The organism is Butyricicoccus faecihominis, from assembly GCF_014648015.1.
Lineage (GTDB): Bacteria > Bacillota > Clostridia > Oscillospirales > Butyricicoccaceae > Agathobaculum > Agathobaculum butyriciproducens.
Genome location: NZ_BMQH01000016.1, coordinates 23,583 through 49,210, shown reverse-complemented (window position 1 = coordinate 49,210; position 25,628 = coordinate 23,583). Strand labels below are relative to the sequence as shown.

The 25,628-nt window shown below is 57.2% G+C and carries 26 protein-coding genes; 20 read left to right on the top strand and 6 right to left on the bottom strand.

Annotated features, from left to right (window positions below; translation table 11 throughout):
* Together IEY11_RS13400 and IEY11_RS13395 are read right to left on the bottom strand one after the other, a co-directional pair.
* A partial coding sequence (locus IEY11_RS13400) for a Gfo/Idh/MocA family protein (RefSeq protein WP_188886809.1) occupies window positions 1–953 on the bottom strand: 953 nt, incomplete at its 3' end.
* A 259-nt stretch (window positions 954–1,212) separates the two neighbouring features.
* A complete protein-coding gene (locus IEY11_RS13395) occupies window positions 1,213–2,874 on the bottom strand; it encodes a solute:sodium symporter family transporter (RefSeq protein WP_118730287.1) in 1,662 nt (553 codons plus the stop codon).
* 491 nt (window positions 2,875–3,365) lie between these two features.
* Here IEY11_RS13395 and IEY11_RS13390 point away from each other — a divergent pair, with 491 nt between their 5' ends.
* Window positions 3,366–4,415 carry a LacI family DNA-binding transcriptional regulator gene (locus IEY11_RS13390; RefSeq protein ID WP_188886806.1) on the top strand — a complete coding sequence of 350 codons (1,050 nt, stop codon included), beginning with the start codon at window positions 3,366–3,368 and terminating at the stop codon, window positions 4,413–4,415.
* 320 nt (window positions 4,416–4,735) lie between these two features.
* Here the strand turns inward: IEY11_RS13390 and yqeC are convergent, their stop codons facing one another.
* Window positions 4,736–5,395, bottom strand: a complete 660-nt coding sequence (gene yqeC / locus IEY11_RS13385; protein ID WP_188886805.1) for a selenium cofactor biosynthesis protein YqeC — start codon at window positions 5,393–5,395, stop codon at window positions 4,736–4,738.
* A 249-nt stretch (window positions 5,396–5,644) separates the two neighbouring features.
* Between yqeC and yqeB the strand changes: the two genes are divergently transcribed.
* The 8 genes from yqeB to IEY11_RS13345 all read left to right on the top strand — a co-directional run bounded on the left by yqeB (window position 5,645) and on the right by IEY11_RS13345 (window position 12,080).
* Complete coding sequence (gene yqeB / locus IEY11_RS13380; RefSeq protein ID WP_188886804.1) at window positions 5,645–6,436, top strand: selenium-dependent molybdenum cofactor biosynthesis protein YqeB; 792 nt, start codon at window positions 5,645–5,647, stop codon at window positions 6,434–6,436.
* Between the two features lie 28 nt (window positions 6,437–6,464).
* Window positions 6,465–7,325, top strand: a complete 861-nt coding sequence (gene modA, locus IEY11_RS13375) for a molybdate ABC transporter substrate-binding protein (protein ID WP_188886803.1) — start codon at window positions 6,465–6,467, stop codon at window positions 7,323–7,325.
* Between the two features lie 61 nt (window positions 7,326–7,386).
* The gene (gene modB / locus IEY11_RS13370; RefSeq protein ID WP_188886802.1) at window positions 7,387–8,064 is read left to right on the top strand and encodes a molybdate ABC transporter permease subunit; all 678 of its coding nucleotides are present in this window, start codon (window positions 7,387–7,389) and stop codon (window positions 8,062–8,064) included.
* On the top strand, window positions 8,055–9,092 hold the full coding sequence (locus IEY11_RS13365) for a sulfate/molybdate ABC transporter ATP-binding protein (RefSeq protein ID WP_188886801.1): 1,038 nt from the start codon (window positions 8,055–8,057) through the stop codon (window positions 9,090–9,092). The genes modB and IEY11_RS13365 overlap by 10 nt, the downstream gene beginning before the upstream one ends.
* 5 nt (window positions 9,093–9,097) lie before the next feature.
* Window positions 9,098–10,045, top strand: coding sequence for a GTP 3',8-cyclase MoaA (gene moaA / locus IEY11_RS13360; protein WP_188886800.1), 948 nt, complete (start codon window positions 9,098–9,100; stop codon window positions 10,043–10,045).
* 103 nt (window positions 10,046–10,148) lie between these two features.
* Window positions 10,149–10,583 (top strand): MOSC domain-containing protein, encoded by a 435-nt coding sequence (locus IEY11_RS13355; RefSeq protein WP_188886799.1) that lies wholly within the window; start codon window positions 10,149–10,151, stop codon window positions 10,581–10,583.
* The gene (locus IEY11_RS13350) at window positions 10,580–11,602 is read left to right on the top strand and encodes a molybdopterin-binding protein (protein WP_188886798.1); all 1,023 of its coding nucleotides are present in this window, start codon (window positions 10,580–10,582) and stop codon (window positions 11,600–11,602) included. Before IEY11_RS13355 ends, IEY11_RS13350 begins: the two co-directional genes overlap by 4 nt.
* Before the next feature lies 1 nt (window position 11,603).
* Complete coding sequence (locus IEY11_RS13345; RefSeq protein WP_188886797.1) at window positions 11,604–12,080, top strand: MogA/MoaB family molybdenum cofactor biosynthesis protein; 477 nt, start codon at window positions 11,604–11,606, stop codon at window positions 12,078–12,080.
* A 414-nt stretch (window positions 12,081–12,494) separates the two neighbouring features.
* On the opposite strand, the gene selD is transcribed toward IEY11_RS13345, so the two are convergent.
* Entirely contained in the window at window positions 12,495–13,532 is a 1,038-nt protein-coding gene (gene selD / locus IEY11_RS13340) for a selenide, water dikinase SelD (RefSeq protein WP_188886796.1), read from the bottom strand.
* Window positions 13,533–13,637: 105 nt separating this feature from the next.
* On the opposite strand from selD, the gene IEY11_RS13335 reads away from it, so the two are divergent.
* The 4 genes from IEY11_RS13335 (at window position 13,638) to IEY11_RS13320 (ending at window position 18,109) form a co-directional block, all read left to right on the top strand.
* Complete coding sequence (locus IEY11_RS13335; RefSeq protein ID WP_188886795.1) at window positions 13,638–14,726, top strand: glycosyltransferase family 2 protein; 1,089 nt, start codon at window positions 13,638–13,640, stop codon at window positions 14,724–14,726.
* 49 nt (window positions 14,727–14,775) lie between these two features.
* Window positions 14,776–15,765 carry a collagen-like domain-containing protein gene (locus tag IEY11_RS13330; protein ID WP_188886794.1) on the top strand — a complete coding sequence of 330 codons (990 nt, stop codon included), beginning with the start codon at window positions 14,776–14,778 and terminating at the stop codon, window positions 15,763–15,765.
* 115 nt (window positions 15,766–15,880) lie between these two features.
* Window positions 15,881–16,069: a hypothetical protein gene (locus tag IEY11_RS13325; protein ID WP_188886793.1), complete on the top strand. Its 189-nt coding sequence runs from the start codon at window positions 15,881–15,883 to the stop codon at window positions 16,067–16,069.
* Window positions 16,070–16,285: 216 nt separating this feature from the next.
* Window positions 16,286–18,109, top strand: coding sequence for a polysaccharide deacetylase family protein (locus tag IEY11_RS13320; RefSeq protein ID WP_188886792.1), 1,824 nt, complete (start codon window positions 16,286–16,288; stop codon window positions 18,107–18,109).
* 130 nt (window positions 18,110–18,239) lie between these two features.
* Here IEY11_RS13320 and IEY11_RS13315 read toward each other — a convergent pair whose 3' ends face one another.
* Window positions 18,240–18,953, bottom strand: coding sequence for a response regulator (locus IEY11_RS13315; RefSeq protein ID WP_188886791.1), 714 nt, complete (start codon window positions 18,951–18,953; stop codon window positions 18,240–18,242).
* A complete protein-coding gene (locus tag IEY11_RS13310) occupies window positions 18,950–20,029 on the bottom strand; it encodes a sensor histidine kinase (RefSeq protein ID WP_188886790.1) in 1,080 nt (359 codons plus the stop codon). The genes IEY11_RS13315 and IEY11_RS13310 overlap by 4 nt, the downstream gene beginning before the upstream one ends.
* 289 nt (window positions 20,030–20,318) lie before the next feature.
* Between IEY11_RS13310 and IEY11_RS13305 the strand changes: the two genes are divergently transcribed.
* The 7 genes from IEY11_RS13305 (at window position 20,319) to IEY11_RS13275 (ending at window position 25,515) form a co-directional block, all read left to right on the top strand.
* Complete coding sequence (locus IEY11_RS13305; RefSeq protein ID WP_188886789.1) at window positions 20,319–20,975, top strand: site-2 protease family protein; 657 nt, start codon at window positions 20,319–20,321, stop codon at window positions 20,973–20,975.
* A 3-nt stretch (window positions 20,976–20,978) separates the two neighbouring features.
* Window positions 20,979–21,692: a segregation and condensation protein A gene (locus IEY11_RS13300; RefSeq protein ID WP_118761929.1), complete on the top strand. Its 714-nt coding sequence runs from the start codon at window positions 20,979–20,981 to the stop codon at window positions 21,690–21,692.
* Window positions 21,676–22,314, top strand: coding sequence for an SMC-Scp complex subunit ScpB (gene scpB / locus IEY11_RS13295; protein WP_243184018.1), 639 nt, complete (start codon window positions 21,676–21,678; stop codon window positions 22,312–22,314). Before IEY11_RS13300 ends, scpB begins: the two co-directional genes overlap by 17 nt.
* A gap of 6 nt (window positions 22,315–22,320) precedes the next feature.
* A complete protein-coding gene (locus IEY11_RS13290; RefSeq protein WP_188886788.1) occupies window positions 22,321–22,953 on the top strand; it encodes a DUF2953 domain-containing protein in 633 nt (210 codons plus the stop codon).
* Between the two features lie 32 nt (window positions 22,954–22,985).
* Window positions 22,986–23,426, top strand: a complete 441-nt coding sequence (gene ytfJ, locus IEY11_RS13285; protein WP_118564637.1) for a GerW family sporulation protein — start codon at window positions 22,986–22,988, stop codon at window positions 23,424–23,426.
* A 71-nt stretch (window positions 23,427–23,497) separates the two neighbouring features.
* Window positions 23,498–24,574: a D-alanyl-D-alanine carboxypeptidase family protein gene (locus IEY11_RS13280; RefSeq protein ID WP_188886787.1), complete on the top strand. Its 1,077-nt coding sequence runs from the start codon at window positions 23,498–23,500 to the stop codon at window positions 24,572–24,574.
* A gap of 209 nt (window positions 24,575–24,783) precedes the next feature.
* Window positions 24,784–25,515, top strand: coding sequence for a pseudouridine synthase (locus IEY11_RS13275; protein WP_188886786.1), 732 nt, complete (start codon window positions 24,784–24,786; stop codon window positions 25,513–25,515).
* Window positions 25,516–25,628: the final 113 nt, after the last annotated feature.

Sequence of the window (25,628 nt, the reverse complement as noted above, 5' to 3'; positions counted from 1 at the left end):
GACTTAACCAGAGCGTCAGCGGTGATGGAAGCAACGTAGCCGTCCCAAGCAGAGGAGCCGCCGGTCTCACCCTTGAGTGCGTGGTCAACCCAGTCCTGAATCTCAACGTCGTAGGAATCGATAAAGCGCAGGATCCAGTTGTCCTCGATCTTGGTGGAAACCTCGTTAGCGTAGCGAACGGTCGGGAAGGACGGGCACGGCAGGTTTACAACGCCGTTCTCACATACAACCTCGCAGTTGATGTCGTAGCCGAAGCCGCAGTTTACGTTTACCTCGAGCATGTTGATGATGCCGCCCTTGGTCTTCATGATCATGATCTGCGGGTCCTTCAGCGCGTTCTTAACCTTGCTGTTGGTCTTCGGCATGATGCACTGAACCTCGTCCCACTCGTCGTTTACCAGCCACGGCAGAACGTCGATCTCGTGGATTGCGGTATCGGTAACAGCCATTGCGGTGGTGTAGTCATCGGCAACGCCGTCTGCACGGTGGGTGCACTTGATTACCATCGGGGCACCGAACTTGCCGGAATCGATCAGTTCCTTAACCTGACGGTAGCCGCGGTCGTAACGGCGCATGAAGCCAACCTGTACGAGGTGCTTGCCGCCTGCCATCTCGGCCTCAACGATCTCCTTGCCGTCTGCAGCGGTGTTAGCCAGCGGCTTCTCGGAGAATACCGGCTTGCCAGCCTTGATCGCTGCCAGAACCGGACCCTTGTGGAACTGACCCGGGGTGGTAACTACAACAGCGTTTACGTCCGGATCGTTGATTGCTTCGTTGAAATCGGTGTAAACCTTGGTGCCGGCACCGGCGATCTCAGCGCCCTTCTTTGCGCCTTCTTCAAATACGTCGCATACGGCAACGATGCGTGCATTGCGGATGCGGTTCTGGATACGCTCGATGTGCTCACGGCCGATCATGCCGCAGCCGATCAGTGCAATGTTCAGATTTTCCATGATGAATTCCTCCTAAAAAGTGATAAATTCGTGTTGTGCAGTTGCCTGCGTTATTTATGGTTTGTTTTGCTGCACGCGGCTTGCTCGAAGTTTTGCGTGCACTGCTCATTTCTGGGGTCAAGGTGATTATACATCCGCGTTCACGAGAACGCAAGAGGAAATTTCAAATTTCGTAAAAAAATTTTGCTTTCCGGCGGTGAGGATAATTCACCGCCGGAAAGCGAGGGATCAATGCACAAAGAGTGCAACAAGGGACAAATTAAGCTGCGAGGCCGAGAGGAGAGAACAGGATATAGATCGCAACAGCGATAATCAGACCAATGATGGAAACTACATGACGGTACTTCCACGGGGTCAGATCAACTGCGCCGACGTCGTGAATCTCATATTCCTCACCCGGACGATACTTGTTCAGGTACCACATGATGAGCAGCTCGATCGGGAACAGAACAGCCATTGCGTACAGATAGTGGATCGGGTTGGACGAACCGGGATAGCACGGCTTGATCAGCAGGAAGGCGCCGTAGCATACAACGTGGAACACGGTGATTACCTTCGGCATATACTTCGGGATGCGCTTGAACATGAAGATGCCGAGGATGGTGCACAGTACCGGCAGGGATACGAACTGGCTCATAGAGTTCAGGAAGGTGGTAATGCCGCCGGCGTACATAACGAACGGAGAGATGACGATTGCTACACAGCCTGCGATGGTGCCGTAGATCTTGCCGACCTTGACGCACTTGGTGTCAGAAGCCTGCGGGTTGATGGACGAACGGTACAGGTCAAGGGTGAACATGGTGGACGCGGAGTTCAGCACAGAGTTGAACGAGGAGAGGATCGCACCGAACATGACTGCGGCGAAAAAGCCCATGACCGGCTTCGGAACGATCTCAGCGATCAGTGCCGGATAAGCAAAGTCGATTGCAGAGGAACCGGCAGCGGTCAGCTTGTCCTGAATGGACGGCAGGTAGAATGCGATAACGCCCGGAATAACGAGGTACAGAGGGCCGAGGCACTTGAGGAAGCCGCAGAAGATAGCGCCCTTCTGACCTTCCTTCAAGCTCTTTGCTGCGAGGGAACGCTGTACGAAGGACTGGTTGGTGCACCACCAGTACAGGTTGTTGAAGAACATACCGGTGATGATCAGCGGCCACGGAACTTCCGGTTCCGGTGCATTCCATGCGTTGATTGCGTTCATTTTGGCCGGATCTGCCTCTACCATGTACTTGATGCCGTCGAAAATGCCATGACCGCCAGTTGCTGCAGACAGTGCCGCGAAGCCGAGGAACGGGATCATCAGACCGCCGATAATCAGACCGACGCCGTTGATGGTATCAGATACTGCAACTGCTTTCAGGCCGCCAAAGATAGCGTAGCAGCCGCCAATGATGCCGATAATGATGCACAGGATGGCAACAGCCATGAACTTACTGGTGCCGAGGATGCCGGAAATGTCGAAGATCTGCTCGAAAACGACTGCACCGGAGTACAGGATGACCGGCAGGTTGAGGATGGAGTACATAACAACGATTACCAGCGAGAACATCGTCTTGGTGCCCTTGCCGTAGCGCTCCTCCATCAGGGACGGGATGGTCATGGCGCCCATTTTCAGGTACTTCGGCAGGAAGTAGTACGCCAGAACCAGCAGGGTGAACATCGAGCCGACCTCCCATGCGATCGGGCCCATATTGGTTTTCCAGCTTTGACCGTTCAGACCGACGAGCTGCTCGGCGGAGAGGTTGGTCAGCAGCAGAGAACCGGCGATTACCACACCGGGCAATCCGCGACCGGCGAGGAAGTAGCCCTCGGCTGTGTCGAGCTGCTCATCGCGGGTTTTCCAAGCGGAAATGACCGCAACAAGCACCGTGAACAGCAGGAAGGAGATGCCTGTCCAGGCGAGTGAGGAGAAGAATGACATTGTGTTACCCCCTATAAGTAAGATATAGTCTGTGGCGTTCTCGTGAACGCACTTTTTGAAAAATAATTCCCCGTCGAAAATGCACTTGAATCATGGGTGATGTTCACTGCGTTTTCAGGGGATTTATTTCGTTGTCTATAGGTTATCACGATATCCTGCGCGTTTCAAGTCTTAAGAATGATATTCTGAATGATTCGGTGAACGCAACAAAAACACGGATGGTTTTTTGTGCGAAAAGACATTTATTTTCGTGAGTATGCGTGCAAAGGCGTGCACTATATTGGTAAAACTGCACGAAAAATAGACGATTTGTTTGTAAATAAGCCGTACAAAAACGGAAACGCGTAAATTTAAACGGGGATACACGCAAAAAATAGTTGCAAGATGCGTGCAGTGTGCTATACTGTAACTAAAGAAAAAAGAATGTGGTGAGGAAACACCGCACAATGAAAGCTACGGTGCTTTCTATCATAGAATAAGGAGGAAAAAACATGGCTGTAACCGCACAGCAGATCGCGGAGCTGGCAGGTGTATCCCGCGGTACGGTAGACCGTGCGCTGCACAATCGAGGGCGCGTAAACCCCGAAGTAGCAGCGAAAATTCATAAAATTGCAGCAGAATTAGGGTATAAACCCAACCTGATCGGACAGGCGCTGGTCAAATCCCGCAGGGAGTTCAAGCTGGGGGCGATCCTGCAATCCGTCGAGACGCCGACGATACAGATCGTGCGTGCAGGCGTGCAGCGTGCCGCAGAGGAGCTTGCCGCCTCGGGCGTGGAACTGATCATGCGCGAAAACCGTGGTCTGGATACCGAAATGGTACTCGAACACATTGAAGAACTGGTTTCACAGGGCGTGCAGGGACTGGCTATCGCGCCGAACAACTCGCCGGAGATTCGCCAGTGCATCGATGAACTGTACGAACAGGGCATTCCGGTCATCACACTCAACTCGGATGCACCGGGCAGCAGGCGTCTTGCGTTCATTGGTATGGACAACTACCGTGCCGGACAGACCGCCGCAGGCTTGCTTCGGCTGATGCTGCCCGAGGGCGGCAAGGTGCTTCCGCTGGCGGGACACTTGAATAATACCGCACATAATAACCGATTAAACGGATTTATGGATACCATTAATGGCGAAACAGGAAACGAAATTGAACTGTTAGCATTTCAGCCATGTTTCGACCGGGATGACTATGCTCACGAGATTACGCAGCACGCATTGCGTGCAAATCCTGACCTGACCGGCATTTACGTTGCGTCCAACGGACAGGCCGGTGCGTGCGCAGCTGTAGAAGAAGAAGGCCGAAAGGGCAAGGTCAAGGTCGTTGCATTCGACCTCAACCCGATGAATATGGAGCTGCTCCAGTCGGACAGCTTGAGTTTCGTGCTCGATCAGAAGGCATTTGAGCAGGGCTATCGGCCGCCGTTCCTGCTGTTTGATTACCTGCAGAACAGAAAAGCACCGGAAAAAGAACTGCTTTATACGGATATTGCAATCAAAACCAAGTTTAACAGCGATAAACCTGTAGGAATGGAATAAGAAAGAACCGCACAATGTGCGGTTCTTTCTTGAGGCTGTCGAAAAACTAACGTTTTCCGAGCAGCCTCTCGCTCGAAACCACGCTTTCGAGCGAAACCGAAGAAAAACCGCGCCCTGACGGGCACATTTTTTCTTCCTTTGTATAAATTCCGAGATACATGCTCCCGGAATTTATGAATTTGCTTTGCAAATTCTATTTTATGAGTGCTGCCGCACGAAACGCAAAACGCCAATCTGACTTTTTTGACAGACTGAAGAAAGAACCGCACATTGTGCGGTTCTTTCTTATTAGCGTTGAGCGCGAAGAGTAAAGATGCAAATCAGCGTTTATCCTGCATTAAACTGGTGCAGATAGCCGTTATATTGGCGTTTTGAAGTGTATCTGCAAAACTTTTCGCTGCTGCCGGAGATATCGTTTCCGCCTGATTGAGCACAACGATATCCGCTGAGTGTTCTGCAATAATGCCTTGCGCGGCCAGCTCCGGCGTGACAATACCGCTCATGTGTGCACCTGTGCGTGCACAGAACAGTTCCGGTCGGTGTACGGTCTGTTCGACCGGCTTTCCAAACCCGGATGCGCCCACGACGCACACGGTATTGCGTGTATTCTCAGGTATGACCGGCTCATGCGAGGCGTGTGCCTTGAGCGGCAGCTGCTTGGAGCCGTCGGCCTCCACAATCACATGGTCAGCGGCGTTCGCGAGCACGGAAAAGGGAAGTGCCGGCGCGGTCAGCTTGCCCTCAGCGGCAGGCGTGCCCATGCAGATTACGCGGTGAAGCGCAAGTGCGCGGCGGACCTGGTCGATGTCATCCGTCTCCAACAGGGGAATGCCCGCAAACGGCAAAATGTGTGTGGAAGTCGTCAAAATCACCGTTCCGGATAATTCTTCGGCCAGTATACGCAGTAAAGTTGTTTTTCCGCCGCTGCCGATCACGGCGGTTACACCTTTTATAATGTGTAATTGTTCACATATTTTCATAAATCCACCTAATACAACCATGTTTACCGTAGGGCGGGAGGACCTCATCCCGCCGTTGTAAATTATCTGCATGTTGTTATATGCGGCGGGGGGAGGTCACCCCGCCCTGCAACCATGCTTTTATAATAGTATTATATCATGTCTGCCATACAGAAAAAATATTGACTTCACTCGACCGATACGCTATAATCATCGGTGGTAATCGTTATAGTTTGCAAAATACAACGAAGATAAACGGAGGAAAACGCCATGTTAGTCGTGATACGCGGTGCGGGAGACATTGCCACGGGAATTGCCTTGCGGCTGTACCGCGCAGGCATTCGTCTGGTGCTGACAGACCTGCTGCAGCCAACGTCGATCCGCCGCACGGTATGCTTTTCGGAAGCGATTCGATTGGGCGAAACAGTCGTTGAGAGCGTGCATGCACGCCGAGCTGATACCGCAGCCGAAGCGGCAGCACTGACCGAACAGGGCATCATTGCTGTGCTGGCCGATCCGGCGGCAGGCTGCGTGCAGGAACTGCACCCTGATGCCCTGGTGGACGCGATTCTGGCGAAGAAAAACCTCGGTACGCACATCACGGATGCGCCGATCGTCATTGCGGTCGGTCCGGGCTTTACGGCCGGCGCAGACTGTCACGCGGCGGTTGAGACCATGCGCGGGCATACACTCGGACGGGTGCTGTACACAGGTTCGCCGCTGCCGAATACGGGCGTTCCCGGTGTGATCGGCAGCCATGCGGCAGAGCGCGTTCTGCGTGCCCCGGCAGACGGCTTGTTCGAGCCGTGCCATGAAATTGGCGATCTGGTCGAGACGGGAGACACCATCGCGTACGTTGCGGGAAAACCCATGAAAACCACCATCGCCGGCTGTCTGCGCGGTCTGCTGCAGGCTGGCGTACCCGTACATGAGGGTATGAAATCCGGTGACGTTGATCCGCGCGGCAAGCGTGAAAACTGCGATACCGCATCAGATAAGGCGCTTGCGGTCGGCGGCGGCGTGCTCGAAGCGCTGCTTCACTTTTCCAACGTATTTCATTAAGGTGTTATAAAATTAGGGAGAAAACGCAATGAAAAACAACCGTTTTGCAAGATTTGCAGCAGCGGCTCTGTCACTGGCAATTCTGGCAGGCTGCGGTGCCCCCCAGAGCAGCGACAGTGCAGCTGAGGACATGGGTTCTGCAGACTCCGCAGAGCTGACCGTCTTTGCGGCGGCCTCCATGACCGAGACCCTGAACCGGATCGCAGAGGACTACAAGGCGGTTGCCCCGAACGTCACCCTGACGTTCAGCTTTGCCTCCTCCGGCGACCTGCTCACCCAGATCAAGGAAGGCGCGGACTGCGACGTGTTCATCTCCGCAGCGCCCAAGCAGATGAACGCACTCGACGGCTCTCTTAAGGACGATACCGACAAGAACCCGGACGGTCTGGATGAGCTGCAGAGCGGCACCCGCATCGACCTGCTCGAGAACAAGGTAACACTGGCTGTGCCGGAAGGCAACCCGAAGGGAATCAAGAGCTTTGACGACCTCGCGGAAAAGCTGAAGAGCGGTGACGTGCTGCTTGCCATCGGCAACAGCGACGTTCCGGTCGGTCAGTATACCCAGAAGATTTTCAGCTGCTACAAGCTGGATGAGAAGGCGCTGGCGGATGCAGGCGTGCTGACCTACGGCTCCAACGTAAAGGAAGTTACCACACAGGTAAGCGAAGGCGCGGTTGACTGCGGCATTATCTACGCAACCGACGCATTCTCGGCAGGTCTCGACACGGTTGACGAGGCAACTGCTGATATGTGCGGTCAGGTCATCTATTCGGCAGCCGTGCTCAAGAACAGCACGCATGCAGGCGAGGCGAAGGCGTTTCTTGACTATCTGACCACCGATGAAGCAGGCAAGGTATTCGAGAGCGTAGGCTTTACCACGTTGGCATAATCTGATACAATAGGAAGGCGAGGGAGCAATCTCTCGCCTTTATTTACAAAAGGAGACGATTATGGACTGGTATCCATTATATAACTCACTGCGTATCGCGCTTATTTCCACAGCGATCATCTTCTTCGCGGGGATTGCGGCGGCCTATTATGTTGCGCGTCTGCCGCGCGTGCTCAAAGGTGTGCTGGATGTGCTGTTCACGCTGCCGCTCGTGCTGCCGCCTACGGTGGTCGGCTATCTGCTGCTGCGCGTGCTCGGACCGAAAAGAACTGTCGGCGCATGGGCGCTCGCGCATTTTGATCTCAAGCTGACCATGGTCTGGTGGTCGGCGATTTTCGCAACCACCGTTGTTATTTTCCCGCTCATGTACCGCACGGCACGCGGTGCGTTCGAGAGCTTTGACGAAACGCTTGCCGACGCAGGCCGCACGCTCGGTCGCTCGAATACCTGGATTTTCTGGCGGGTACGCATGCCCTGCTGCAGGCAGGGTATCCTTGCGGGAACGGTGCTCGCGTTCGCGCGTGTGCTCGGTGAGTACGGCGCAACATCCATGGTGGCGGGCTACACGCCCGGACGCACGGCAACGATTTCGACGACGGTCTATCAGCTGTGGCGCACGAATGATGACGCGCTGGCGTTCAAGTGGGTCGTGGTCAACCTTGCCATCTCGGCGGTAGTGCTGCTGGCGGTCAATCTGCTCGAAAAGCGGGAGAGAGGAGTGCGTAAGGCATGGCACTGATCGTGGATATCGAGAAAACGCTCGGTGATTTTCACCTGAAAGTGAACTTCACTGCCGAGCGGGAAGTGATGGCGCTGCTCGGCGCCTCCGGCTGCGGCAAGAGCATGACGCTGGGGTGCATCGCGGGCATCGTGAGACCGGATAAGGGTCATATTGAGTTGAACGGTCGCGTCCTGTTCGACAGCGAAAAGAAAATCGACCTGCCGCCGCAAAAGCGAAAGGTCGGCTATCTGTTTCAGCAGTACGCGCTGTTTCCACACATGACGGTCGAGCAGAACATCCGCGCAGGCGCACACGCCCGCCCGAAAAACGAGCGGGAGCAGGCGGTGCGGGAGGTTCTGCACGCGTTCCGACTCGAAGGACTGGAGAACAACCGTCCGAGTCAGCTTTCCGGCGGACAGCAGCAGCGGTGTGCGCTTGCGCGTATTCTGGTCGGGCAGCCCGAGCTTGTGCTGCTCGATGAGCCGTTTTCCGCGCTCGATGCCTACCTGAAATGGCAGGTGGAACTGGAGCTTTCGGACATCCTGAAAAATCTTTCGTGCGGTACGCTGTTCGTCACGCACAACCGCGATGAGGTGTACCGCCTGTGCGATACGGTGTGCGTGCTGAACAAGGGAAAATCCGACCCGAAGGAGACGGTCAAGAACCTGTTCCGCGCACCGGCAACCATGGGGGCTGCGCTGATCTCCGGCTGCAAGAATGTCTCTGCCGCCGAGGTAAAACAGGATGGAACCCTGTTCTGCAAGGACTGGAACGTAACGCTCAAAACCGCACTGCATGTGCCGAAGGATACCGCTTATGTCGGAATTCGGGCGCATTACTTCACTACAGATGGCGCGGAGAACGCCATTCCGTGTACGGTGGAGCGTGTGGTCGAGAACCCGTTTTCGACCGTGGTCATGCTGCAGACGACAGGCGCAGGCAGGCTGCGGTGGGAGCTGGATAAGGCGGTCTGGGAGACGCTTTCCGGCCCAGAAAAGCTGACGCTGTACGTCCGCCCAGAGGACGTTATGCCGCTGACGGAGTGAGCAAAATGCTGGATAATCAAGGAAGAAACATCCGCTATCTGCGGCTGTCGGTGACCGACCGGTGCAATTTCCGGTGCCGGTACTGTATGCCCGCCGAAGGCGTGTGCAAGCGGGAGCACAGCGAAATGCTGTCGTTCGAGGAGCTGACTGAGATCGTGCAGACGGCGGTTTCGCTCGGTGTCAGCAAGGTGCGGCTGACCGGCGGAGAGCCGCTCGTGCGGCGCGGCATCGTGGATTTGTGCCGCAGTCTGCGTGCCATCAATGGTGTGCGGGAGCTTGCCATGACGACTAACGGCGCACTCCTGCCACAGTACGCCGCAGAGCTGAAACAAGCAGGGGTTGACCGGCTGAATATCAGTCTGGATACCTTAAATAAGGATAAATTTGCGTCGCTGACGCGCGGCGGCTCGCTCGCGGATACGCTGGCCGGTCTGGACGCGGCGCGGCACGCTGGATTCCGCGGCACAAAGCTGAATGCCGTGCTGCTCGGCGGCGTAAACGAGGATGAGATTCCGGCACTGGCGCAGCTGGCGCAGGACGGAAAATATGAGGTGCGCTTTATTGAACTCATGCCGATCGGTGAATGCGCGGACTGGCCGCGTGAGCGGTTTCTCTCTGCGGATGCGGTGCTGCACGCCCTGCCGGAGCTGCAGCGTCTGCCGAATGAAGGCGTTGCGGAATTGTACCGAATGCCCGGCTGGAAGGGGAAAATCGGTCTGATTCGCCCGATGAGCCACCGTTTTTGCGCGGACTGCGACCGCATCCGCGTTACCGCAGACGGCAGACTGAAACCGTGCCTGCACTCGGCGCAGGAGATTCCGCTGCGCGGTCTGCACGGTGAAAACCTTGAACGCGCACTGCGCGAGGGTATGTTCAGGAAACCGGTCAGCCACCATATGCAATCCGGGCAGCCGAGTGAAAGCCGGAGAGGTATGAGCCAGATCGGAGGATAAATAATGGAAAATTGAGAATGGAGAATTGAGGTATCGCGCAGAGCGCGATAATTAAGGCAATCATTTTCCATTCTCAAATTTCAATTAGCGAATGGGAGGCACTATGTCAAAAGTAGCTGCAGTTTGTATCAGTGAACATAAAGGAACAAAAAAGCACCCGGTGGAGCGTATCACAGTGAAAGAAAACCACGGCATCGTCGGTGACGCGCACGCGGGCAACTGGCACCGTCAGATCAGCCTTTTGGCGCAGGAGAGCGTGGACGAAATGCGCCGAACCGGTCTGACGCTCCATGCGGGCGACTTTGCGGAAAACATCCTCACCGAAGGGATTGACCTCAAGCATTTACCGGTCGGTACGGTGCTCCGCGTGGGAAAAACGCGTCTGCAGGTGACGCAAATCGGCAAGGAATGCCATAATGACTGTGAAATCCGCCGTCTGACAGGCAAATGCGTCATGCCGACCGACGGTATCTTTGCCATTGTGCTAACGGGCGGCACGATCACCGCCGGTGACGAGATCGAGGAGGAAAAGTCATGAAATGTATCAAAACCGAGGACGCGGTCGGTCATGTTCTGTGCCACGACATGACGCAGATCATCCCGGGCGTGAGCAAGGGGCCGCGCTTCCGCAAGGGCCACATCGTCACCGCGGAGGACATTCCGGTGCTGCTTTCGATGGGCAAGGAGCAGCTTTACGTCTGGGAGCTGCAGCCGGGTTTTCTGCACGAGAATGACGCGGCAGAGCGGCTGTGTGCGCTCTGTCAGAACGCCAGTATGCGTAAAAGCGAGACAAAAGAGGGCAAAATCGAGCTTTCTTCGGACATTGACGGCGTTTTTTTGGTCGATACTGAACGACTGAACGCGGTCAACAGTATTGACGAAATCATGATTGCCACGAGGCGTGGCAACGGCATTGTCCATCCGGGTGATAAGCTGTGCGGCACGCGCGTGATTCCGCTTATAATCAGGGAGGAGAAACTGCGGCAGGCTGAGCAGGCGGCAGGCGGCACGCCGATTCTGGAAGTCCGCCCGTTTACGCTGAAAACAGCAGCCGTTGTCACTACCGGCAGCGAGGTCGCAAAGGGCCGTATTCCGGACAGCTTCACGCCGGTTGTAGAACGAAAGCTGGCTGCACTCGGCATCAAAATGACCGAGCACGTTCTGGTCGAGGACGGCATGGAGAACGTTGCGGCGGCCATCGAGCAGATGAAAAACAAGCCGGTCGATATGATCCTGTGCACGGGCGGCATGAGTGTTGACCCGGACGATTCCACGCCGGGTGCGATCAAACAGAGCGGCGCGGATATCGTCACCTACGGCGCACCGGTGCTCCCGGGCGCCATGTTCCTGTTGGGCTATTACGCGGACGGCCGTCCGGTGATGGGTCTGCCTGGATGCGTCATGTACGCCAAGGCCACCATTTTTGATCTGGTGCTGCCGCGCATCGCGGCGGGCGTGCGGCTGACTAGGCGCGATTTTGTTACGCTTGGAGAAGGCGGTCTGTGTCTCGGCTGTGAGGTCTGCACTTACCCGCACTGCGGCTTCGGAGGTGTATGATATGCTGACAGCCAAGGTCATCACGGTCAGCGACCGGTCGTTCTGCGGTGAGCGGGAGGATTTGAGCGGCCCTGCCGTCAAGAATCTGCTCGAGCGAGCAGGCTACGCGGTCGGTGCGGTCGAGGTGCTGCCGGACGAGCAGCCGCGTATCGAGTCCGCGCTCATCCGTGCCGCCGACGAGGAGAAGCTCGCACTCATCGTCACCACCGGCGGCACCGGCTTTGCACCGCGCGATGTAACGCCGGAGGCGACTATCAAGGTCTGCGAAAAGCTCGCGCCGGGTATCCCGGAGGCCATGCGGGCGGCATCCATGCAGATTACGCCGAAGGCGTGTCTGTCGCGTGCGGCAGCGGGCATTCGCGGCACGAGCCTGATCATCAATCTGCCGGGCAGTCCCAAGGGTGCGTGCGAAAACCTGCAGGCCGTGCTCGAACCCGTTGAGCATGGAATTTATATCCTGCAGGGCGGGAAAGAGTAATGGAGAATTGAAAATGGAGGATGAAATGTCAGATTTCAGTCTCTGCTCCGAATAGAAAACACCCCGAACCTGTGGTTCGGGGTGAGGCTGTCGCGAAACTACAGTTTCGCCGACAAGCAGGAACGGACCGTGGGCCGTTCCAAAGTCGTCCCAAAGTTCCTATACAGAAACTTTCTCCCTCCAGAAGTTCAAAAATGGTGATACATGCTCCCCCTTTTTGAGCATTTGCAGAGCAAATGCTATTTTATGCGCGCTGCCGCGCGAAATACTGAAAACTGCTGACTATACGACTTTTTCGACAGACTGACCCCGAACATAGGTTCGGGGTGTTTTTGATTGGGTTCTATTTCAAAAGAAAACGGTCAACCACCGCGTTAATTTTCCATTCTCAATTCGCCATCCTCAATTCTCAATTTACTCCAAATAGATCGAAAACTCCTGTTTCTCGGTAACATACCCGACGATTTTCGCCTCCGGTACGCTCTGCTGCAGTTCATCCAGACAGCCTTGCGCATCCTGCTCCGGCAGGGCAAACAGCAGACCGCCGCTGGTCTGCGGGTCGTAAAACAAATCCTGCAGGGTGCGCGAAACCTTACCCTTGATACATACGCCGGCTTCCGCATACTGCCGGTTGCGGTACGCGCCTGCCGGAATCAGCCCCATCTCTGCCAGCGGGTATGCCTCTGCATGATAGGGTACGTCGTCCGCGCGAAGGTGCACGGAAACGCCGCTGCCCTGTGCCATCTCAAAGCTGTGGCCGAGCAGCGAAAAACCGGTGACATCCGTGCAGCTGTGCACCGGATATTTCACCATAACATCGCGCGCGGCCTTATTGAGCGCAGCCATCTGGCGGTAGATGCGGTCAAGCACGGACTTTTCGACCAGATCCGCTTTTGCTGCTGTGGTCAGCACGCCAACGCCGAGCGGTTTAGTCAGGATCAGCACGTCCCCCGGCTTTGCGCCGCTGTTGGTGAGCACCTTTTTCGGATGCACGAAGCCCGAAACCGCCAGTCCGTAGATCGGCTCGGCACCCTGAATGGTGTGACCGCCCGTGATGATCGCGCCGGCCTCGTAGGCCTTGTCGTAGCCGCCGCGCAGGATTTCCTGCACCGCATGATCGTCCATGCTCTGCGCCAGACACATGATGTTGAGCGCGAGCTTGGGCTCACCGCCCATGGCGTACACGTCGCTGAGCGCGTTGGCAGCCGCGATCTGTCCGTACAGGAACGGATCGTCCACGATGGGCGGGAAGAAGTCGGTCGTCTGCACGAGCGCGGTGTTCTCGTCGAGCACATACACGCTTGCGTCATCGCTCTTGTCATAGCCGACGATCAGACGCGGGTCGGTATGCGTGCGAAAGCCTTCAAGCAGGTGTACGAGCGTTCCGGCACCGACTTTTGCGCCGCAGCCGGCGCAGCCTGCAAGTTTGGTCAGCTTCACTTCGGTCTCCATCGAAAAATCTCTCCGTTTCCGTGATTTATTCTTCTTATTGTACCAAAATCCGTGCAGATTGGCAACCGTCATTCGCCTTGCATAGACTGGATGGGAGGGGATGCCATGGCGACCGTCAGCCTTTGCATGATCGTACGCAATGAGGAGAAGGTGCTCGCGCGGTGTTTGGACAGCGTGCGCGGCATTGCGGATGAAATTTGCATAACGGACACCGGCTCGACCGACAAAACGCGGGAAATTGCCCAAAAATACGGCACTGTGCAGGTGTTTCCGTGGTGCGATGATTTCTCCGCTGCACGCAATTTTTCGTTTGCACAGGCGCGCATGGACTATACGCTGTGGCTGGATGCGGACGATGTGCTTCTGCCGTCCGACCATCAGAAATTGCTTGCACTCAAAGCGGAGCTGGACGGCACGGCCGATGTCGTCATGCTGCCGTACCACACCGGTTTTGATGAGCAGGGCAGACCGACGTTTTTCTGTTACCGTGAGCGGCTGCTCAAAACGTCCGCGCACTTCCGATGGCAGGGTGCGGTGCACGAGTGCATCGCGCCGCGCGGGAATATCCGGTACGGAGACGCGGCGGTGACACACCGCAAGCCGCCGTGCGCGTACTCCGACCGCAACCTGAAAATCTACGAAAACCTGCTCGCTAAGGGGGAAAAGCTGGATGCACGCGGCAGCTATTATTACGCGCGCGAGCTGCTGGCGCATAAACGGTACGCACAGGCGGTCGAAGCGTTTGAAGCCTTCCTTGCGATGCCGGACGGCTGGGCGGAGAACAAAATAGATGCGTGCCTTGGTCTGTCGCAGGCGCTGACCGCCCTCGGAGAGCGCGAGCAGGCAAAGCGGGCACTGACCCGCTCATTTGCACTGGAGGTGCCGCGCAGTGCCGTATGCTGTGCGCTTGCAGCCCTCGAATATGCGGATAACCGCGCAAGACAGGCGGTGTTCTGGTACGAAACCGCCATTCGAGCCGCAAGCACAGCACCGCACGGCTTTATTGATGTGAACGCTTGCGCTTATGCGCCGGCACTCGGCTTGTGCGCCTGCTGGGACAAATTGGGAGACTTGAGGCAAGCCTGTGCATGGAATGAACGGGCAGCACTCGTGCGCCCGCAGTCGGCGGCAGTGGCGCACAACCGATGGTATTTTGCCGCGCGGGGTCTCACCGCAGAGCCGCCTTCGGCATAGACTGAACTGCCGGAGTTTTCCGGCAAATCGGAAGGAAGGGAAGAACGACATGAACGATCGACAGGACTGCTGCGGCAACTGGGAACGCCCGAGCGAACGCTGGCAGGAGCGCGTGTGCGATGCGGTGATGGGCAACGGCCGACCGGACGCGATGGGACCTCCCGGACCTCCCGGACCTCCCGGTCCTCCGGGTCCGCGCGGACCGCGAGGAGAAAGGGGACCGATGGGGCCAATGGGGCCGAGAGGCATTCCGGGTCCTCCGGGACCGCCGGGCTTCCCGGGACCGACCGGTCCCGCGGGTGAAGCAGGCGCAGTTGGCGCCACCGGCCCGACCGGCCCCGCGGGTGAAGCGGGCGCAGTCGGCGCCACCGGCCCGACCGGCCCCGCAGGTGAAGCAGGCGCAGTTGGCCCAACCGGCCCAACCGGCCCAACCGGCCCGACCGGCCCCGCAGGAGAAGCAGGCGCAGTCGGTGCTACCGGCCCGACCGGCCCTGCAGGTGAAGCGGGTGCAGTTGGCCCAACCGGCCCGACCGGCCCCGCAGGTGAAGCGGGCGCAGTTGGCCCAACCGGCCCGACCGGCCCCGCAGGTGAAGCGGGGGCAGTCGGCGCTACCGGCCCGACCGGCCCCGCAGGTGAAGCGGGCGCAGTCGGCCCAACCGGCCCGATCGGCCCCGCAGGTGAAGCAGGCGCAGTTGGCCCAACCGGCCCAACCGGCCCCGCAGGTGAAGCAGGCGCAGTTGGCCCAACCGGCCCGACCGGTCCGACCGGCCCCACAGGTGAAGCAGGCGCAGTTGGCCCAACCGGACCGACCGGCCCCGCCGGTGAAGCGGGTGCAGTTGGCCCAACCGGCCCGACCGGCCCCGCAGGTGAAGCAGGCGCAGTTGGCCCAACCGGCCCGACCGGTCCCACCGGTCCCACCGGTGCAAGTCCGGAAGCAGCGGCATCGGTAGCAGACGCAACCGGTGCGGACGACATCGTTGCACGGTTCAACGAGCTGCTCAACAGTCTGCGCGAGGCGGGACTGCTCAGGCTGCCGTAACCGCACAGAAAGGGAGTGGAAACACTCCCTTTTTCTTTGTGCTGGCATTCGACTTTATGCGCGGCTTGTGCTATACTGATAGCAGAAATATAACAGCAGGAAAGCAGGAAGTATCATGACAATTCTGAATTGTGAATGCGGAAACGAGATTTTCATCATGGACGAGACCGAAGCAACGGCTTGGCAGTGCGAGCAGTGCGGTCAGTGGTATGATTTCTTCGGTGTAAAGGTGCCCGACCCGGCAGCTGTGCAGCCGAAAAGGTCGCCTCATCTTGTCAACTGGAGTGCAGGCGAGGATTTGTAAGGCAATACCGCATAATTGAACAAGAGCAATTTGCGAGCAAATTTTGCGTGCTGACAAGGCGCGGTGCTGCCGTAAGTCTGCCGTCAGAAAAGGACAGGAAAAGCGCGGGCGGAAGCTGTAAAAAGTAACAGAACTGTAACCTCGCTTTGTGTCGAAAGGTGGTATACTTATATCTTAGAAGCATATGTTATAAAAAGGATAGGAAGGATGACAAAAATGGCATATGAATCGGCGCGGCAGGCGCCGCGCAGCCCGCATAGAAGAGGGCGCAGACGCAGACGGCGCAACAGTCACTACGGTGTGCTGTTTGCCCTGATCATTCTGATCATTGCGGTCATTTTCTTTGGTGTGCGGGCGGTCCGCTCGATTGTCGGAAACGTGGTCAGCAGCAACAACGTGCTGGTGTATCAGGTGGGAAACACGAATGCATATAAGAACGGCAAGACGATACAGGTTGACGCTGCGCCCTACCGTGACAGTCAGGGCAACGGCATGGCGTCCATCAGCTCGCTGTGCGATAATCTCGGATTGGAGCTGAACTGGGACGAGAACGCCAAATCCGGTACGATCACGCTCAAAAAGACCGTGCTGACAATTAAGCTCAGTGATACAAACCTGCAGGTCGGTGACGCGACCGAGACCTTTGCCTCCGCACCGGTGGAGAAGAACGGCGTGGTTTATGCGCCGGTCAAGGATATCTGTCAGGCACTTTCGTGGCAGACCGGCGAGGTTGCCGCCGAAAACGGCGATCTGATCATCATTAGTCAGGCGAAAAAGGCACTGACCGATAAGAAAATCGGTGAAATTACGGATGATGCGCTCAAGGTGCTCGGCCCGGCCGAGGGACAGGTGATGAGCGGCAGCATCGTTATGCGAACCGGCTCGGATCAGCTGCTCTATGAAGGCAGCACCAAGCACATGGTGGAAGAAGGCAAAAAGCTGGGTGCAGGCGTGCTCGATCAGGACGGCACGGCGTATATCCCGCTCAAGGCCGCGATGACCGCGCTCGGCGGCAAGGCAGAGGACGATGGCAAGGGCGCATGGAATGTCACCTGCGGCGAATCCACCGCGACCGTGGATGCGGATGACGGCAAGACCAAGGTGGACGGCAAGCGTGCCTCCGGCAATGGCTTCTCCACCTACACGGATCAGGACAAGAACCGTTTTTACGTTTCTCCGCAGGTGCTTGCGGCGATCCTTGGCAAGACGTATACCGATCTCGGTGACGGCGTATTCTCGTTCACCGGCGTAACGCTTGACGGCTTTGACAGCCAGAAGGCATACCTCAAGAACATGAAGGATAAGCTGGGCGATGCCGTGGACGGCGATATACCGGAGGCCGATGTCTATATCGCGCTGACATTTGACGACGGCCCGACCGGCAAAAAGGACGGCTATCCGAACGGCCTGACCAACTATCTGCTGGACGGCCTCAAGCAGCGCGGCGCGGTTGCTACGTTTTTGATGGTCGGCGAGCGTGTCTCCGAGGTATCGGATGTGCTGCCGCGCATGGTAAACGAAGGCCATGAGCTGGGCAACCACACCATGAATCATCCGATGTGCCACCTGACCGGCCTCGGCACGGATGACATCCGCAGCCAGATTGACGATGCGACCAATGCGATCAAGGATATTGCGGGGCAGGCACCGCAGGTGCTGCGTCCGGTAGGCGGCGGCGTCAACTCGGATGTCAAGGCGGTAGCCGCAGAGCTTGGCTATCCGATCATCAACTGGAGCGTGGATACCGAGGACTGGAAGTACCGCGATGCCGATCATGTAAAGAAGGTCATCGTGGAGCAGGCGCAGGACGGCGATGTTGTCCTGATGCACGACCTGTATGAGACTTCGGTTCGGGGTGCGCTGGCAGCAATCGACGAGCTGCAGAGCCGCACGGATAAGACCTACGCATTTGTAACGGTCTCTCAGCTTGCCGCAATTCACGGCATCACGCTGGAGCCGGGCGTTGTCTACAACGGCCTGACGGATGAAGTCGCGCAGCAGATCGCGGACGGCAGCTATTCGCCGACGGAGTTTACCTAAACTATATGAAAAAACCCGAATCGTTTGACTCGGGTTTTTTTGTTGGTATAAATAAATTAAATTGTAGGGCGGGATGACCTCATCCCGCCGTTGTAAATCATTTGCATGTCGTTATATACGGCATGCCGCGTTATTGTTCGGAATTCTCTGCCATGCGGTAGCCCACGCCGACCTCGGTAAACAGGTACTCCGGTTCGGCAGGATTTTTCTCGATCTTGCGGCGGATATTTGCCATATTGACGCGCAGGATCTGGTTGTCACCGCCGGCTCGCGGTCCCCACAGCTCCTTGATGATGTAATCGTAGGTAAGCACCTTGCCGGCAAACTTGCCGAGCAGCGCAACGATACGGAACTCGCTGAGCGTGAGGTGGACATTCTCGCCGCGGACGAGCACCTGATGCTTGTTATAGTCGATGGTCATTTCACCGACCGTGTAGGTGCCCTCGCGGGCGATTTCGCTGTTCGCCGAGGTGGTTCTCGTGTGGCGGATGGCGGTGCGCACGCGCGCGAGCAGCTCGGCGGTGCCGAACGGCTTGGTCAGGTAGTCATCCGCGCCGAGATCGAGCGCCTGCACCTTGTCGTGCTCATGCGAGCGGGCGGAAACCACCACCACCGGCAGGCTCGACCACGAGCGCAGCTCGCGCAGGACGTCAATGCCGTCCATGTCCGGCAGACCGAGATCGAGGATGACCAGATCCGGACAGTGCGAGGAGATCATGGTCTTCGCCTCGCTGCCCGAGCAGGCCAGCAGCGTTTCGTAGTCGTTGGAGTTCAAAATAGTGGAGATAAAGTGCGCAATGCTCTTTTCATCCTCCACGATGAGTATTTTTTCTCGAATGTTCATTGCAGTTCCGGCTCCTTTTCTATCATCGGCAGGCAGAAGATGAATTCCGCACCGCCGTCCTTATTTTGTGCGTGCATTGTGCCGCCGTGTGCGCGGACAATGGCGTTGCATACAGAAAGTCCCAGCCCCATATTGCGCTTGCCGTCTCCGGTGGGCGTGTCGCTGTGGCGCAGTGTTCCGCTGAACAGCATGGGCAGCAGCTTGGGCGGGATGCCGCCGCCGTTGTCCTGCACGGCAAAGACGGCGTTTTCGCCATCCTGATGCACAGAGAGCGCAATATGGGTGGTGTTTTTGCCGTGTCGAACGGCGTTTTCAAGCAGATTGGTCATGACCTGCTCAATGAGGATCGCATCCATCGGTACGATGAGCAGCTCATCCGGCACAGCCACCGATATCTTGACACCGGGATAGTGCTTGCGGAATTTGCGGGCGACCTCGCCGAGCACCTCCTCGGCGGCCTCGGACTGCTTGGTGATCCGGGTGTCCTCGCCCATGCGGGTGATGGACAGCAGGTTTTCCACCACGCGGACCAGCCACTGCGCGTCATCGCGCACATCCTCGAGCAGCTGATGCTGCTGTTCGAGAGACAGGTCGGGCGTTTCCAGAATGGCCGAGGTTGAACCAATGATGGAGGTCAGCGGCGTGCGGATGTCGTGCGAGACCGAGCGGAGCAGGTTGGCACGCATTTTCTCGCGCTCGCTCTCCATGCGGAACTGCTCCTGCTGCTTGATCTTGGTGGTCATCGTGCAGGTGATGAGCGATACGCACAGCATGACGAAAAACGTCAGCGGATAGCCGGTCATCGTGAAGTTAAATTCCCAGTAGGGGAAGGTGAAGATGTAGTTGATGCCGATAACGCTCAGGAATGCGGCAAGCGTGCCGAACAGATATCCGTTCGTGAAGCGCGAGGTGAGCAGCACCGCGAGAACAAATACCGGAGAGGCGAAGCCGTCGCTGATGTCCGAGCGGCGCAGCAAGGTGCAGAGCACCAGTGCACAGATAAATATCGCCGCGAAAATAAGGAAATCCCGCAGTGTAAACGAGAATAAACGCGGTTTCCCGTCCTGTCGTTTCATGTCGAAGCCTCCAAGTGCATAGATGTACAAGTTAATTATAGCAGATAATCCGTTAATGTGCTGCTAAAACTTACCGAGTAGATAATGATGCAGCAAAGATATGATCCATTCGGTAAGTTATCATGCAGGGCGGGCACTCCGGAGTACCCCGCCCTGCAATGAAACGACAAAATCCCGCCGAATGTTGTACGGAACAAATATTCGGGTGACAACAACCTCTATCCGTGTTATAATAATCCATTATAGGGTAATATAGAATCAGAATCACTGCAATAATGGAGGAAACAGCTTGCTTTGGAGAGCTTTGATGAGCGGCGATATCCGCTCCGCATTTATCACACTGGCGCTTTCGCTGCCCGCGATCGTGCTGTGCCTGTCCATCCACGAGACCGCGCACGGCGGTGCTGCCTATCTGCTCGGTGACCGTACCGCGCGTGATTCCGGCCGCGTAACGCTGTCGCCGATGGCGCATATCGACCCGATCGGTTTCCTGTGCCTGCTGCTGTTCGGCTTCGGCTGGGCGCGTCCGGTGCCGGTCAATATCGCCAATTTCAGGAACAGACGCTGGGGCATGGCGCTGACTGCGCTTGCCGGTCCGGTATCCAACTTTATTACCGCCTTTATCGCGTACTGCCTGTATTTTGTGGTGCGCATGAACATGACGAATACATTCCTGTGGTCGCTGTCGCAGTTCCTGCTCATCGTTGCGAGCATGTCGGTCGGTCTGGGTGTGTTTAACCTTGTTCCGGTGCACCCGCTGGACGGCTCCCGCGTCGTTGACGCATTTATGCCGTTTTCGTGGTCACTCAAGCTGCAGAAGTACCAGAATATCATCTATTTCGTGTTTATCGCGGCGCTCTGGTTCGGCTGGCTGGACGGCATTATGGACTGGGTCGGCAACGGCGTTCTCATGCTGGCGGTAAACTTCGTCAGCCTGTTTCTGTAAGCTATGGATTTTCATTTAGACAACTTTGACGGGCCGCTTGACCTGCTGCTGCACCTGATTTCCAAAAACAAGGTGAGCATTTACGATATCCCCATCGCGGAAATCCTTGAGCAGTACATGGCGGTTCTGCACGAGGCCGAGCACATGGATCTGGACGTTGCCGGTGACTTCATCGCAATGGCGGCGCAGCTGGTGTACATCAAGTCCAGGATGCTGCTGCCGAAGCACGAGGAGGACGAGGACGGGGAGGACCCGCGAGCGGGTCTGGTCGAGATGCTGCTCGAGTACCAGAGACTCAAGAGCGCGACTGCGTTTTTTGCGGAAAAGAACGAAACCGGTCGTGATATCTACGTCAAACCGCCCGAACGGCAGGATGATGCGCCGGTAGAGTATCACCACACGGTAAACGATCTCATCCGCGCGGCAAACAAAATGCTGCGCCGCACCAAGCGCCGTCTGCCGCCGCCGGTGACCTCGTTTCAGGGCATTGTCGGGCGGGAGCCTGCACCGGTAGAGGGACGCGTTACCGCAATCCTCAAGCGCTTTCTGTACCGGATGCGCGTGCCGTTTATGCGGCTGTTTGACGATGCGAGAAACCGCTCGGAGATTGTGGCTACCTTTCTGGCTGTGCTGGAATTATCCAAGACCCGCCGAATCCGTTTGGAAGGGGACGGCGAGGAGATGGAGCTGATGCTGACAAATGACAACACAAAATAACGGCAGCATGACGGCGCTCGAGGCCAGACTGGAGGCCGTGCTGTTCGCGGCAGGCGATGCGGTTACCATTGAACGGCTGTCCGCGGCGCTTGAGGCCGCACCGGCGGAGCTGCTGGACGCGGCGGCTGCACTTGAGAACCGCTACGACTTCGAGAACCGCGGCATCATGCTGCTGCGTATCGAGGACAAGCTGCAGCTGGCGTCCCGGCCGATGTACGGGCCGTATGTGCGCCGCGTGACCGAATCGCGCAGACCGCCTGCGCTGTCGCCTGCGGCGCTTGAGGTGCTGACCATCATCGCATACCGCCAGCCGGTAACGCGTGCGTTCATCGACCAGCTGAGAGGTGTCGATTCATCGAACACGGTGAGCAGTCTGGCGGAAAAAGGGCTCATCGAGGAGGCCGGGCGGCTGGACGTGCCCGGAAAGCCCATGCTGTTCCACACGACCGACCAGTTCCTGCGCAGCTTTTCACTGGCAAGCATCGAGGACCTTCCGGCGCTGCCCGCGCTTGAAGAAAACGAGCAGATGGAGCTGAACATGGACGGCACGCTGCACGAGACGCCGCCCGGCGAGCAGCTGCGCTTCTTGAACGGCGAGCCTGTGCCGCCGGAAACGGAGTGACCGCCTATGGGAACGGTTTTACTCTGGATTTTAGGCATTCTGCTTGGAATTGTGCTGCTGGCATTGGTGATTGTGCTGGTGCTGCTGAACATTCGGGCAGGCATTGAAGCCGTCGGCGTGACCGGCGAGGTGAGCGTGGAGGCACGGTATGGGCCGGTTCGCATTCCGCTGTATCCGAGACCGCGCCACCTGAAAAAGAAAAAAGAGGAAACGGAAGCTGAGAAGAAGAAATCTGAGGAAAACGAAAAGAAAACGAGCGGGAAGCTCGGTCTTTCGCTGCCGAAGGACGGACTGGATGTCGGTGAGATCGCAGGCACGGTGCGCGATTTTCTCAGCGACCTGACCGACCGCCTGCGCATCAGCAGACTGCGGGCGCGCGTAGTTATCGGCACGGACGATGCGGCGCAGACCGGCATTCTGCTCGGGCAGACTGCGGCGCTCTGCGGAATCATTGTTCCGTTCCTGGAGAATACTTTCGATATGCAGGATTACCATGTCAGCGCGGACGCGGACTTCAACGCTGACCATACCGAGTGGGCATTTACCGTAAACTGCTCGATACGGCCGATATCGCTCGTCAGAGTGCTGCTGCGGCATGGCAAGCCGATGTATAAGCTGTACAAGAAATATTTCAAATAATCAGTTAAAACGTATAAAGGAAGGCGAAAATTATGAGTGAACATCATCCTATCAGCGATTTGATGACCGAAACCATGTCCAAAATCAAGGAAATGGTGGATGTTAATACCATTATCGGCAACCCGATCGTGGCGGCGGACGGCACGACCGTTATCCCGGTCTCCAAGGTGTCGTTCGGCTTCGGCGCAGGCGGCAGCGAGTTCGCATCCAAGCACGCGGCAAGCGGGTCTCCGCTCGCGTTCGGCGGCGGCAGCGGCGCCGGTGTGACGGTTTCGCCGGTGTGCTTCCTTGTCATCGGCAAGGACGGCAGCGCCAACATCCTCGGCATCAACGCACAGGCGTCCGACACGATGGATCGTCTGGTCGAGATGATCCCGGGTGCGATCAACAAGGTGTCCAATTTCGTCAGCGGCTTCAAGGGCAAGACCGAGGACGCAGCCGAAGTGGCGGAAACCCTGTCCGGCGACGAATAAAACCGCGTTTTCCCGCAAAACCTACTCGCGTGAATGCTGAGTAGGTTTTGTTATGCGGGGAGTGGTGCAATGTGAAAAAGCTGTTTTGCGTGCTCGCGCTTTTGCTCGTGCTGCCGAGGGCAGGCGCGGTGAGCGCACAGGGGGCGGTCGTGATCGATGCGGACACGGGCGAAACGCTGTTCGAGCAGAACGCGGACAGCCGCCTGCCGATGGCGTCCACCACCAAGATCATGACCGCGCTCGTCGCGCTCGGCGAGGGTGATCTTGACCGCGTGTATACCGTAAAGCCGGAGTACGCCGCCGTGGAAGGCTCATCCATGTACCTGAAAGCAGGTGAGACACTCTCTCTGCGGGATACGCTGTACGGACTCATGCTCGCGTCCGGCAACGACGCGGCGGTCGCCATCGCGGGAGAGTGCGGCGGCATGAACGCCTTTGTGGGCAAAATGAACGCCAAAGCGGCGGAACTCGGTCTGACGGACACGCATTTCGACAATCCGAACGGCCTGCCGTCCGACACGCACTACACCACCGCGCATGAGCTGGCGAAAATCACGGCGGCGGCGCTCAAGGACCCGGTGTTCCGGCAGATCGTCTCGACAAAAAGCTGCACGGTCAGCGGGCACGCGCTGAGCAATCACAACCGTCTGCTGAGCATGTATGATGGCGCGATCGGCGTGAAAACCGGCTTTACGCGGGCGGCAGGGCGGTGTCTGGTCTCGGCGGCTGAGCGCAGCGGGCGCACCATCATCGCGGTGACGCTCAATGACCCGAACGACTGGAACGACCACAGGGAGATGCTTGACGCCGGTTTCGCGCAGTACAGCGAGGTCACGCTGCATAAGGCAGGAGATACGATCGCAAACGTGCGCGTATTCGGCGGCGATACCGCGTCCGTGCCGCTCGCGGCGAAGAATACTGTGACAGCGTATCTGCTGCCGGGTGAAAAGGAGAAACTGCAGCGCGTGCGCTACGGCGAAAAAATCTGCTATGCACCGGTCGTGAAGACGGCACAGGCAGGTTCGGTCGAGTATCGGCTTGGGGATTGCATGCTGGCTCGGGATACACTGGTCTATGGCGGGGAATCCTTGCTGCCGGCGGAGGAAAAGGGTATCGTTGAGAAAATTTTAGAGCGATTTACAAATTAGCAACACACTTTATTGTAGGGCGGGCTGACCGCATCCCGCCGTTCCCCAACGAACCAATGAGTGCAATGGGGATTATTGAGATACCGGTTTTCATTTTTACGGTATCCGTTGTTGTTGATACGGCGATTGTCGTTAGACGGCGGGGTGAGGGCACCCCGTCCTACGGAATAATGTTACATAATGCAATAATTGAGAAAGAGGAATTATACATGGAAGAAAGACTGCAGAAATTACTGGCGCAAGCAGGTTTGTGCTCCCGCCGTGAGGCGGAGCGTTGGATCGACGACGGCCGCGTAACGGTAAACGGCAAAAAGGCTTCGGTCGGTGACAAGGCCGATCCGCGCCGCGATAAAATTTTCGTGGACGGCAAGCCTATCGGCGGTGCCGAGGAAAAGGTGTACTTAATGCTGTACAAGCCGCGCGGCTATGTTACGACGATGAAGGACGAGCACGGCCGCAAGACGGTTGCCGATCTGGTACGCGGCTGCGGTGCGCGTGTCGTGCCGGTCGGCCGTCTGGACTACAACTCCGAGGGTCTGCTGCTGCTGACCAACGACGGCGATCTGCTCAACGCGCTGACCCATCCGCGCCACGAGGTGGAAAAGCACTATGAGGTGCGCGTGCGCGGCAATCTTGACAACATTTCCAAGCTGGCAGAGCCGATGGAGATTGACGGCTACAGCATCCGTCCGGCAACGGTTGTTACCATTGACCGTGACGAAATCAGCGCGAAGCTGCGCCTGACCATCCACGAGGGCCGCAACCGCCAGATTCGCAAAATGTGCGAGAAGTGCGGTCTGGAGGTTCGCCGCCTCAAGCGTGTGGCAATGGGTACGATGCCGCTCGATCCGCACCTCAAGAGCGGCGCATGGCGCGAGCTGACGAATGACGAGATTGCGTATCTGCAGGACATCGCTGCTGATGTGCAGGAGAACCTTTGATCTTCTAAGGAAATCCCTGTCTTTTTGCAATTTGCACCCATATGCTCTTGCATTTTTTTGCAGGTTCACTTACAATAGTATCGTGCAAATGCAGGAATGTATGCAGAGAATGC